The organism is Conchiformibius kuhniae DSM 17694 (assembly GCF_000428785.1).
GTDB lineage: Bacteria > Pseudomonadota > Gammaproteobacteria > Burkholderiales > Neisseriaceae > Conchiformibius > Conchiformibius kuhniae.
In genome coordinates this window covers 1-10,312 of sequence record NZ_AUAP01000040.1, presented here as the reverse complement: position 1 = coordinate 10,312, position 10,312 = coordinate 1, and the positions used below count along the sequence as shown (strand labels likewise).

General features: G+C 57.7%; 9 protein-coding genes and 1 pseudogene. 2 read left to right on the top strand and 8 right to left on the bottom strand.

The genetic code is table 11. The features are described from left to right. The coding region (locus G392_RS0109320; protein ID WP_027010011.1) for a tyrosine-type recombinase/integrase at positions 1-335 on the top strand (335 nt) is incomplete at its 5' end. Between the two features lie 78 nt (positions 336-413). Here the strand turns inward: G392_RS0109320 and G392_RS0109315 are convergent. The 7 genes and pseudogenes from G392_RS0109315 to G392_RS0109280 all read right to left on the bottom strand — a co-directional run bounded on the left by G392_RS0109315 (position 414) and on the right by G392_RS0109280 (position 8,499). Then, a complete protein-coding gene (locus G392_RS0109315) occupies positions 414-2,948 on the bottom strand; it encodes an autotransporter outer membrane beta-barrel domain-containing protein (protein WP_169718759.1) in 2,535 nt (844 codons plus the stop codon). A 13-nt stretch (positions 2,949-2,961) separates the two neighbouring features. Beyond that, positions 2,962-4,371, bottom strand: coding sequence for a cysteine--tRNA ligase (gene cysS / locus G392_RS0109310; protein WP_027010009.1), 1,410 nt, complete (start codon positions 4,369-4,371; stop codon positions 2,962-2,964). Positions 4,372-4,425: 54 nt separating this feature from the next. After that, positions 4,426-4,923 (bottom strand): DUF2726 domain-containing protein, encoded by a 498-nt coding sequence (locus G392_RS0109305; RefSeq protein ID WP_027010008.1) that lies wholly within the window; start codon positions 4,921-4,923, stop codon positions 4,426-4,428. Position 4,924: 1 nt separating this feature from the next. After that, positions 4,925-6,001, bottom strand: coding sequence for a hypothetical protein (locus G392_RS0109300; protein WP_027010007.1), 1,077 nt, complete (start codon positions 5,999-6,001; stop codon positions 4,925-4,927). A gap of 573 nt (positions 6,002-6,574) precedes the next feature. Further along, a pseudogene (locus G392_RS0109290) lies at positions 6,575-6,778 on the bottom strand (glycine zipper 2TM domain-containing protein); the annotation flags it as partial. A gap of 119 nt (positions 6,779-6,897) precedes the next feature. Then, entirely contained in the window at positions 6,898-8,079 is a 1,182-nt protein-coding gene (locus tag G392_RS0109285) for an aspartate aminotransferase family protein (protein WP_027010005.1), read from the bottom strand. Between the two features lie 15 nt (positions 8,080-8,094). Then, a complete protein-coding gene (locus G392_RS0109280) occupies positions 8,095-8,499 on the bottom strand; it encodes a helix-turn-helix domain-containing protein (RefSeq protein WP_027010004.1) in 405 nt (134 codons plus the stop codon). 153 nt (positions 8,500-8,652) lie between these two features. On the opposite strand from G392_RS0109280, the gene G392_RS0109275 reads away from it, so the two are divergent. Continuing rightward, positions 8,653-9,852, top strand: a complete 1,200-nt coding sequence (locus G392_RS0109275; protein WP_027010003.1) for a YcjF family protein — start codon at positions 8,653-8,655, stop codon at positions 9,850-9,852. Between the two features lie 123 nt (positions 9,853-9,975). On the opposite strand, the gene G392_RS12655 is transcribed toward G392_RS0109275, so the two are convergent. Then, on the bottom strand, positions 9,976-10,312 hold a 337-nt coding region (locus G392_RS12655; protein WP_034335009.1), incomplete at its 5' end, for a tyrosine-type recombinase/integrase.

Here is a 10,312-nt window from a genome sequence, read left to right as displayed (position 1 = left end):
ACCGCCGCGCCGCCGCCGGCGAAACCGCCCTGTTTACCAACCGCACCGGCACGCGCTTGGGCGTGCGCCAAATCGCCAAACGCCTGCAACAATGGGCATTGCGTCAAGGCAGCGCACAACACCTTTCCCCGCACATGCTGCGCCACAGCTACGCCAGCCACCTGCTGCAAGCCTCGCGGGACGTGCGCGCCGTTCAAGAACTGCTCGGACACCAAAGCCTGTCCACCACCCAAATTTACACCAAATTGGATTTCGCACATTTGGCAAAGGTGTATGACGATGCCCACCCCCGCGCCAAGCGCAAAACGGACGGGGCAGGGCAGGAGGGGCAGTAAGCAATACCGCTTGGCGTGCGCTCAACCGACAACAGCCCGCATGATGATGATGCGGGCTGTTGTCGGTTTTGGTGCGGACTACCAAAGATAGCGGTAGCCCAAAGACACGGTGGCGGCGCGGCGCAGATAATCGCCGTGTTCGCTGCGGACGGCAAAATCAAAATGGTTGTTGCGGTCGAAGGCAACGGACGCGCCCCCGTGCAGCGCGGCACGCGAACCGGCTTTGGGTGCTTGCAGGTATTCGTTGTCGAGCTTGGCGGCGGCGGGGCGGTGGTCGCCCAAATGGTACAGCCCGGCAAACGGCATCACGCGCACCCGTTCCGACACCAAAAAATCGCCGCGCAATTCCGCGCCGATGCGGGTTTGTGCCAAAACCGCCACTTTGGTGTGCGGGCTGCGCGACATCCGTGCCAAGGTCAGCGCCGCTTGCGGCACAACCCGCCAGCCGTAGCCCGCATCAAACTGCATGCCCGTTTGCAGCATCAGGCTGTTGCCGTGCCAACGGTTGTGTTCTTCGGGGTGGCGGCTGTGGTGGCGGTTGTGGCGCAGCAGCACGTCGCCAAACCAGCCGTTGCGGGTAAAACCGCCGTATGCGCCGAAGGTATTGGTGCTGACGCGGCTGTCGGGAAAACCTTGGCGGCGGTAGTCTGCCGCCGACACGCTGCGCCCCGCCAATGCGCCGACATACGCGCCCGATGCAAATACATGGTCGTAACCGATTTGAAAGCCGTTGGTGTGCGTGCGGTTGCCTGATGTGATGCCCTTGGTGTTGCCGTCAATGTGCTGGCGCGGACGCCGTGCCGTGCTGTGGTCGCTCAATACCCACAAGCCGTTCAGGTGGTGCGGATTGTGCAGTTCTGCCAAACGCAGGTTCAGGCTTTCGTTTTGGCGTGTGAGTACTTGCGAAGCGGTTTGCGCGTGGGCGATGCGGCTGTCGGCGTACACGCCCAATACTTTGTGCGGCGTGGTGATGGCAGACGGTGCGGGCAGGGGCTTGCCTGCCGGCGGTGCGGCGGTTTCGCCATGGTGCGCCAACACCCAATCTTTACCGTTTTCCTGTTGCAGTTCATACAGATATTTGCCCGCGCTGACGGTTTCGCCGTGCAGGCGGAAGGTGTCGGCATCGCTGCCGCCCGTTTGCACCACCGTTAATTTGCCGTCCGTGTGCGCCGGTTCGGCAGGCGTGTTGCGGATGTGCAGCGTGTGCTGTCCCGATGCTTTGCCGTGTACCAGCAGTTTGTCGCCTTGCGCGTTTGCCAAATCGGTGTTCAGGCGGAACGTGGCGTTGCCGCTCAATTCGCCCGAAACTTCCAGTGTTTTGAATCCGCCGTCTTCGGCAAAGGCAACGGTGGAATCCTGTACGTTCAGGGTGTCCAGCGTGCTGTCGCCGTTCAGTGTCCATGTGCTGTTGTCGCGCAGGTTCAGCGTATAGGTGCCGAAGGCTTGGTTGTCGCGGCGCAGGTGGCGGTCGGTGCGGATGTCGCCGTGCAGGGTGCTGTTGGCGGCGTTGATGACGGTGTGGAAACGGTTGGCTTGGTCGGGAACGGGTTCGCGGGCAACGTCCATCCACGCGGGCGGGTTCACCGCCAACAGGCTGCGCCGTCCGTGCAGGGTGCTGTTGTGCAGGTCGATAACGGTGTCTTGATTGTTGGTGTCGTCGGGAAACGCGATTTGGACGATGCCCGCTTCGGCTTCTGTGCTGCTGTTGTTCAGAATGCTTTTGCCGCCGTGTGCCATGATGACGGCGGTGGTTTTGCCCGGCAGCTTCACGCTGCTGTCGTCCAGCCTGATTTCGGTGTGTTGCACGGCGGTTTCGCCGAAATCGCCGTCATTGACGGTGTGCAGCCCGAGTTGGGCATCGCCGTTGCCGCGAATGTGCACCCTGCGGGCGTGGATTTTGCCGCCGTCTGCCGCCGAAAGCGCGATATTGACGGGGGCGTGCAGATTGATTTGGTGGTCTGCGGCTTCAATCCGCGTATTGAGGTCGTCTGCGTGCAAACCCGATGCGCCCGTGCCGTGCAAATCAATATCGGCGGACGTGCGTACCTGTGCGCCGTTGGTGGCGCGGATTGCCGTGCCTGTGTCCCAAGTGTCGCCATGGGGGTGGCTCAAACGGTTGGCTTCGCCGTAGCCGGGATTCAGGCTGATGCGCACGCCTTGTTCCAATGTGGCGTGCGCGTTGCCGACATGGACGGCGGACGAGTCTTCTTCCGCCCGCGCCAAAGTGAGCTTGCTGCCTGTTGGGACGGTCAGTTCGGCGGCAGACGGGGCATCTCTGTGCCAATCCTGCACGGCAATCAGGCGTTTGGGATTGGTCAGCGCGTAGTCTTTGCCGTCCGCCGTGGTTTGAATGCCGGTGCCGGTGGCGGGAACGTTTTGATAATCCTGCGCTTTGAGCCTGATGTGCAGCTTTTCGCCTGCGGGCGGGTTCAGCGTGCCGGAAGCGGCGGGGGTGCGGACGTGCCATTCACGGTCGGCATTGCTGTGGTAGGTATATTCACAGCCGTTTTCGTGTTCGCAAACCGTTTCCAAAGCGTGGGCTTGCGGCAGGGCAAACGCCGCCGCCACTGCCAATGCCATCGGGCGCGGGGTCAAGGGAAATGAGTGGGTCATGGTGGCTGCTCCGTTAATTTCGTGTCCAAGTGGTGCCGTCCGCGCCATCGCGCAAGACAATGCCTGCGGCGGCGAGTAGGTCGCGGATGCGGTCGGATTCCGCCCAGTTTTTGTCGGCACGCGCTTGTTTGCGCTCGGCAATCAGGGCTTCAATCGCTGTGTTGGACAAACCGTCCGCCGCCGCGCCACCCTGCAAAAACGCTTGCGCTTCGCGTTGCAGCAAGCCCAACACGCCGCCCAACGCTTTCAGGCAGCCTGAAAGTTCGGCGGATTGCTGTTTATTGGCTTCGTTGGCGAGTTCAAACAACACTGCCACCGCTTCCACCGTGCCGAAATCATCGTCCATCGCCGCATAAAAACGTTTCGTATAATCATTGCTTTGCGTGTTCAAATCAAAATCGGCGGCGGGAATATTGTGCAAAGTGTTGTACAGGCGGGTAAGCGCGTTTTTGGCATCGTCCAAATGCACATCGGAATAATTGAGCGGGCTGCGGTAGTGGGCGCGTAAAATGAAAAAGCGCACCACTTCGGCATCATATTGCTGCAAAACATCGCGAATGGTGAAAAAATTGCCCAGCGATTTGGACATTTTTTCGCCGTCCACGCGGATAAAGCCGTTATGCAGCCAATATTTCACATGGCTTTCAACGGGTTTGCCCGCATCGTGGTGGCAGCCGCAGCCGCCGTACACGCCGCAGCTTTGGGCGATTTCGTTTTCGTGGTGCGGGAACTGCAAATCCGCGCCGCCGCCGTGAATGTCAAAACTTGCGCCGAACACGTCGCCGCCCATCGCGGAACACTCGATGTGCCAACCGGGGCGGCCGTTCCCCCAAGGGCTTGGCCACGCCGGTTCGCCCGCTTTCGCCGCTTTCCACAACACGAAGTCCAAAGGGTCGCGCTTGTGGCCGTCCACTTCCACGCGCTCGCCCGCGCGCAGGTCGTCCAAAGATTTGCCGGAAAGTTGTCCGTAGGCGGCAAATTCGCGCACGGCGTAGTACACGTCGCCGTTTTCCGCAGCGTAGGCCTTGCCCTTGCCGATTAAATCTTCAATCATGGCAATCATTTGCGGAATGTATTCGGTGGCTTTCGGCTCCACGTCGGGGCGCAACACGCCCAGAGCGTCCGCGTCTTCGTTCATGGCGGCGATAAAACGCGCGGTCAGTTCGCCGATGCTTTCGCCGTTTTCGTTGGCGCGGGCGATGATTTTGTCGTCAATGTCGGTGATGTTGCGGACGTAGGTGAGCGGGTGGCCGTGCTGCCGCAGCCAGCGTGCCATCATGTCAAACACCACCAGCACGCGGGCGTGTCCGAGATGGCAATAGTCGTACACGGTCATGCCGCACACATACATGCGGACGTTTTCGGGATTGAGCGGGACAAAGGCTTCTTTGCGGCGGGTCAGGGTGTTGTAAACGGTGAGCATGGTGCAGTGCTTCGGTAGTGGTGAAAAACGGAAACGGGATTATAGCGGAAAATTTTAGCGGGCATGGTCGCAACGGGCGATGATGCGGCGGATGTCGCGTACGTTTGGCACGGCATCGACCGGCCAGCGCAGCATGGCGATGCCGGCGGCTTCGGTGGCGCGGTTTTTGCGTTGGTCGGCATCGATGCGCTCGGGCAGGTTGTGGGTGGCGTCGTCGATTTCGATGGCGGCAAGCGGGGTACCGTCTGTGCGGCAGACGACAAAGTCGTAGCTCAAACGGCTAATCAGGTTGAACCAGTAGCGGTTGTTTTCGGGCGGGGACTCGACCACCCGCGACACTTGCACTTGGGCGAAAATCATGTATTCGGGCAGGGCGTGCAGCAGGCGGTCGTACACTTTCAATTCGGTGGGGGTCATGATGGGACGGGCGTGGTAGGGCAGTCCGCCGTCAAGCAGGTGGGCGGTGCGTTCGTTTTGCCATGCCCGCCGCAAGCCCCATGCCGCCAGCAGCAATGCCGATGCGCCCATCGCGCCAATCAGCCACGTTGCCATGTCAGTTCAACCAGTCTTGTCGGGTTTTCAGTTGCTGCGCTTGGACGTAGTTGGGCAACACGGCGTGTTCGGGAAGCGGACGCGGCAGCAGGCAGATGTCGTGAACATGGCAGTCGTGCATCAGTTCGAGAAAGTCTTGTTGGACGGTGGCGATGTTGTCGCGGGGGGAAAGCGTCCACACGAAGGTGTGCGGCGCATTGACGGCGTCTTCGGCATCGGCAAAACCAAACAGCAAGCGTCCGCCTTCTTGTGCGGCGGCAACGGCGGCAACGGGGCGGTTTTGCAAACGCAGGGCGCGGAGGGCATCGGCGGCGAACACGTCCAGTGCCATCCGCAAACGCATGTGCGCCGCCTGTGCCAGTGCCGTCAGGGGCGGCAGTGCGGTTAAAGGGTTGGCAAACACGGTCAAACCGGTTTGCGCGAAATGCTGCTGCCACAACTGCATCAGGGGCAATGCCGCTTGTGCCAAAGGTTTGCCCAAAAGCGGGCGCAATGACGCATCGCCCCACGCCAAAGCATACAGCACCTGCACCGATTTGCCCGCCGCCGCCGACACGGGGCGCGGCGACAATTTCAATGCCGCCGCATCGGCTTGGGTTTTGGCGGCAAACCAACGGTCGGCACGCACGGCGGCGAAATCTTCGCCCGACACCAGTTGCGGCAGCCATTGCGCCGTTGCCAAAGGCTGCAAGTGCGGATATTGCGCCAACAAGTTTTGCAGTGCCGCCACAGGCGCGTCTGCCGCCAAAGGCATTGCCTGCTCCGCCCCGCACACCAACACCACCGGCAGGGCGAACCATTGTGCTTCGCCGCTTGCGGGCAAAGCGTCCAACACATCTGCCAAGCCGTCTGCCAAAGCCACATGGGTTTCACGGTCGGGCGCCATGCTCATCGCCACCGACAGGCTCAAAATCTGCCGTTGCGACAACAAGGCGTGCAATTGCGCGGTCAAATGTTCCTGCGCCAGCTTGCGCTGTGCGCCCGAAGTGGGGCGGGCGATTTGTTCCGCATACAGCAGCAAATCGTTTTTAACGGGGTCGGTGGGATAGGGGCGGGTGTCGGGAAGCGTCATCATCATCAAAACCGCAAACAAAAGCGCGATTGTATAGCGGATTGGCACGGCTTTGCGAACGGCTTTGCTATTTTTTTGACCGACGGGGAAAAATGATTCGGGAAAAGATGTTTCAACGCACAAGGCTGCACATCAAAGCACAGCCCCATGCCCTGCCCCGATTCTGGCGGGGCTACAGCCACACCCCGCCCGAATCAAAAACCATTTTACCGCCCCAAGTCGTGTCATCATGTAAATTTTTTACTGAAAATCAGTATAGTAGAAAAAATGCCGTCATGCCCGCGAATGCCAGAATCCACCTCCCGATGCTTGGCAAGCCATGTTTTATCAAGGTTTGTCGTGTTTCGACTTGGCTTCCCGCCGCGCAGGCATGACGGTGCGGCGTTTTTTCGGCTAATTGATGACACGCCCTAAACGGCAGGGCTTCAAACCGAAAAGGCATTTTGATGAAAAATGCGCGTTTGCCAAAGCAGACGCGCATGTTGCGGCAAACGGGGTTTACCAATGGTTGTGGTTGTAGTTGCCGTTGTAGTAGCCGTCGCGGTAGGGGGCGGTGTTGCGGTTTTGATTGTTGCCGCCGTTGATTTGGCTGCCGATTAAGCCGCCCAAAGCCGCGCCGCCCAAAGTGGATTCGGTGTTGTCGCCCAGCATGTTGCCGGCGACACCGCCGATAAACGCGCCCACCGCCGTGTTGCGCTGGCTGTCGGTCATGGTGGTGCCACAAGCGGACAGGGACATTGCCAAAGCCAGCAGCGAAGCGGTTTTCATCAGTTTGGTTTTCATACGGATACTCCGTTTTCAGGTGTGAAAAACGCGAGTGTATGCTGCCGCTTGGTTAAAACGCTTTAAGACGGGGCAAAGTTTTGCGCGGCAAGGGTTAAGCCGTTTATCAAAAAGGTTTTTCAGGCACGGTGCAAATCCGCCAGCACTTCGCGCAAAATGGCTACGCCCTCGTTAATCTCTTGTTCGGAAATGATTAAGGGCGGCAAAAAGCGCAATTTGTGTTTCGCCGTCAGCAGCAGCAGTCCGCGCTGCCGCGCCGCTTCCGCCACCTCGCCCGCCGCGATGCCGTCCGCCAACTCCGCGCCCACCATCAAGCCCAAGCCCGACACCGCCCGCACATTCGGCAAACCGCGCAAGGCTGCCTGCAACGCTTCGCCCTTGCGCCGCACCTCCGCCAAAAACGCCGCGTCCAAACGCGCGAGCACCGCATTCGCGCCCGCACAGCACACGGGATTGCCGCCGAAAGTGGAGCCGTGGTCGCCCCTGCCCAGCGTGTCGCGGCAACGTGCGCCGAATACCGCCGCGCCAATCGGCAAACCGCCGCCCAAGCCTTTTGCCAGCGTGATGATGTCGGGCGACAAATCAAAATGTTGGAAGGCAAACATCTGCCCCGTGCGCCCGATGCCGGTTTGCACTTCGTCAATCAGCAGCAGCACATCGTGTTCGCGGCAAAGCCGTTGTGCTTCCGCCAGATACGCGCCGTCCAACAGGTTCAGCCCGCCCTCGCCCTGCACGATTTCCAACATCAGCGCACACACGCCGCCCTGCGCCAAACGCGCTTGCAAAGCGGCAATATCGTTGGCGGGTACGCTGTCAAAGCCCTCGGTAAACGGGAAAAAATGTTGGTGGTACTGCGCCTGCGCGGTGGCGGACAGGGTGGTAACGGTGCGCCCGTGAAAGGATTGGTCTAAAGTCAAAATGGTGTGGCGGTGCGCGCCGTAACGGTCGCGGCTGTATTTGCGGGCGGTTTTGATGGCGCATTCGTTGGCTTCCGCGCCACTGTTGCCGAAAAACACGGCGGACAAACCGCTTTTTTCCGCAAGGGTTTGCGCCAGCTCTGCGGCGGGGCGGGTGTAATACAGATTGGAGGTGTGCTGAAGCTGCGCGGCTTGCGCGGACACGGCGGCGCACCATTGTGCATCGCACCAGCCCAAGCTGTTCACGCCGATGCCGGAAGTGAAATCCAAATAAGGTTTGCCCTGCTCGTCCCAAGCATACACGCCTTCGCCGCGCACCAGCGCGGTGGGAAAACGGGCGTAGGTTTGGGCGGTGTGGGCGTGTTCCAGTGTCTGAATGTCCATACATTTCTCCAGATTTTAAGATTTATTGTTGTCCAAAAACGCTAACATTTTTCGCAAATCCGCCAATTCACGCTCTTGACGGACAAGTAATTCGTCTTTATGAGCAATCACCAGATTCAGTTTTTCAATTTCATTTAGCAACTGTTGGTGTGTTTGGCGTTCGTCATTGGCAAACGTATTGCCCGTATAAGTACCGTGATTAATAAAACAAACCACATTATTGCTGCCCTGCGGTACCAATTCGCGCGGGCTGACCCCGAACACATCGGCAATTTGTTTCAAACGTTGGAGGTTCGGCTCGGTTTCGCCGCGTTCAATTTTGGAGTAGCCGTTTACCGACATTTGCAATTTTTCCGCCATGTCTTTTTGCGAAAGCTCGCGTTCTTTACGCAGGAGACGGATTTTTTCGCAGGTTTCCATCAAATCCACACTTTCACGGTAGGTTATTAAACTTTGGGTTGGTTTGAATGCGTTGATAAAATTGATAAAATCATTTTTTCAACGGCAGGCGTATTCTAACCGAAAATTTTGGAATACGCCTTAACTTTAATCCGAGCAATTAAGGATAAAATCATGGCACAGGCAGCTTACAATGACTATCTCGGCGACAGCTACGACCCCGAGAAAGGTTTGGATATTGAAAAAGTGAAGAAAAAAGCCCAACGGGAGAAAGACAAGCTCAATATTGTCTTAATGGGTGCAACCGGTGTCGGCAAAAGTTCGCTGGTCAATGCGGTGTTTGGTACAAACATAGTTGAGACGGGCGATGGCAAACCCAAGACTCAAGAATTAAAAAAAATCGTTATTCCCGAAAAAGGTTTGACACTTTGGGATACCAAAGGCATTGAAGCCAAAGATTATCAAGCAACCAATCAGCAATTGCTTGGCAATATTGAAGACGGCATCCGTCAGGCGTGCGAATCGGGCAATGATGACGAAATGCCGCATGTGGCATGGCTGTGCATTAAAGAAAGCTCCAGCCGTGTTGAAGGGCGTGAATTTGATTTGTTGCAGATGGCTGAAAAATTGAGTATTCCCACCGTTGTGGTGTTTACCGATACGCAGTTTGAAAAAGGCGACAATTTTTTTGCCGAAGCGAAAAAAGTCATTGACGAAAAACACCGAGATTTTATTGCGGGGCGTTATGTGCGGGTTAATTCCGCATCTTATCCGCTTTTCGGGACGACCGTTCCGGTAGCAGGACTGGACAAATTGCTGGAGATGACGGAACAATGTTTGCAGGAAAGCAAACGGTTTTCGGCGGCACAAAGAAAAAAGCACTTGGACGCCTTGCTGAAAGCACAGGCGGTGGATATGGAGAAAAAGCTGGCGCGTATGATTGACGGTGCGAAAACCAAAGTCCATGTTGCGGCGGCGGCGGCAGGGGCGGCGGGCGCATCGCCGATTCCAATGACGGACGCGCCGATTATCGCGGGCATTCAAAGCACGATGATTTATACCGTCAGCTCCGAATTTGAGTTGGAGTTGGACAAAAGCATCGGCACATCTTTAATTGCGGGATTGTTAGGGGTAACGGGCATGGCGCAAGTAGGCAGGGCGATTGTGTCCAATTTGCTGAAATTTATTCCCGGCGTGGGCAGTGTGGCGGGCGGGGCGATTTCGGGAACAACGGCATTCGCGCTGACGGAAGCTTTGGGACACGCTTATATTCAGGTTTTGGCACATTATTTCAATAAGCAAACGGGCAAGGTGGAGTTGCCGGACAGCACCGATGCCATTTTGGCAATGTTTAAAGCCTATTTTAAAAAATAAATCTGTTTGAAAACAGGCTGCCTGAAATGTATTTTTATCCGTCATTCCTGCCTGCGCGGGAATGACGGTGCGGTGTTTTTTTGGCTGATTGATGACGCGCCCTAATGTGAAAAATAAATCATTTCAACCATATTCCCCCTCCTGCCCTGCCCCGTCCGTTTTGCGCTTGGCGCGGGGGTGGGCATCGTCATACACCTTTGCCAAATGTACGAAATCCAATTTGGTGTAAATTTGGGTGGTGGACAGGCTTTGGTGTCCGAGCAGTTCTTGAACGGCGCGCACGTCCCGCGAGGCTTGCAGCAGGTGGCTGGCGTAGCTGTGGCGCAGCATGTGCGGGGAAAGGTGTTGTGCGCTGCCTTGACGCAATGCCCATTGTTGCAGGCGTTTGGCGATTTGGCGCACGCCCAAGCCCGCCGCCAGTCGCGGTTTCAATTCACAGCCGCGTGTTAGGCGGCTGGCC

Coding starts and splice junctions, on each gene's coding strand:
- G392_RS0109315 (WP_169718759.1), bottom strand. CDS start 2,948: ATGACCCACTCATTTCCCTTGACCCCGCGCCCGATGGCATTGGCAGTG.
- cysS (WP_027010009.1), bottom strand. CDS start 4,371: ATGCTCACCGTTTACAACACCCTGACCCGCCGCAAAGAAGCCTTTGTC.
- G392_RS0109305 (WP_027010008.1), bottom strand. CDS start 4,923: ATGGCAACGTGGCTGATTGGCGCGATGGGCGCATCGGCATTGCTGCTG.
- G392_RS0109300 (WP_027010007.1), bottom strand. CDS start 6,001: ATGATGATGACGCTTCCCGACACCCGCCCCTATCCCACCGACCCCGTT.
- G392_RS0109285 (WP_027010005.1), bottom strand. CDS start 8,079: ATGGACATTCAGACACTGGAACACGCCCACACCGCCCAAACCTACGCC.
- G392_RS0109280 (WP_027010004.1), bottom strand. CDS start 8,499: ATGGAAACCTGCGAAAAAATCCGTCTCCTGCGTAAAGAACGCGAGCTT.
- G392_RS0109275 (WP_027010003.1), top strand. CDS start 8,653: ATGGCACAGGCAGCTTACAATGACTATCTCGGCGACAGCTACGACCCC.